The following is a 755-nucleotide window of genomic DNA, read 5'->3' as shown; positions in this document are numbered from 1 at the left end:
TTATCGAAAAAGTCGCCGACAAACTCGGCGCGGCGATTGGCGCGTCTCGCGCTGCCGTCGATGCAGGTTTTGTCGCTAACGACTTACAAGTCGGTCAAACCGGTAAAATCGTCGCGCCTAAGCTTTACATTGCCGTCGGGATCTCTGGTGCAATCCAACACCTTGCCGGCATGAAAGAGTCGAAAGTGATTGTTGCGATCAACAAAGATCCGGACTCCCCTATCTTCGAAGTGGCAGATTATGGGTTAGTCGGCGATCTGTTTGAGATATTGCCTCAGCTCGCTGAGCAACTATAAATAAACCGACCAAGGGCGAGCAGATGATGCTCGCCCTTTTTGATCAATGTAAGTTAACAATGGATTGAATATAGAGGGAACTATGCCAAGCCAAACTCCTATTTGGTCGCCATCCGCTGAGCGAGTCAGAGACAGTAACCTGCTCCGATTTATCGAGAGCACTAATGCACGAAACAGCGCAAGTAATGAGATTAGCGATTATGCGTCATTACACCGCTGGTCTATTGAACACAATGACGCATTTTGGCAGCACACTTGGCAATTTTGTAAAGTCGTTGGCAAGTTAGGTTCACAAGTCAAAAGTTTAGGCGAGCCAAAATGGAGCGATTCAAACTCACCAAATATCAACAGAGATACGGTTTGGTTCTGCGATACAACCCTTAACTACGCTCAGAATTTACTTGTACACGCTGAGCAATCACCAGAGCGACAATTGATTGTTTTCAGCAATGAAAGTGG

At 46.8% G+C, this 755-nt stretch carries 1 protein-coding gene and 1 pseudogene; both read left to right on the top strand.

Annotation, left to right across the window (positions count from 1 at the left end; translation table 11 throughout):
- Positions 1-296 (top strand): FAD-binding protein (locus tag R7R24_RS26495; protein WP_318120087.1); only part of this gene is annotated, 296 nt, incomplete at its 5' end.
- Positions 297-378: 82 nt separating this feature from the next.
- Positions 379-755 (top strand): annotated as a pseudogene (locus R7R24_RS26490) (acetoacetate--CoA ligase); the annotation flags it as partial.

This window comes from Vibrio sp. 704, assembly GCF_033339295.1.
This window is presented reverse-complemented; position numbering and strand designations above follow the sequence as displayed.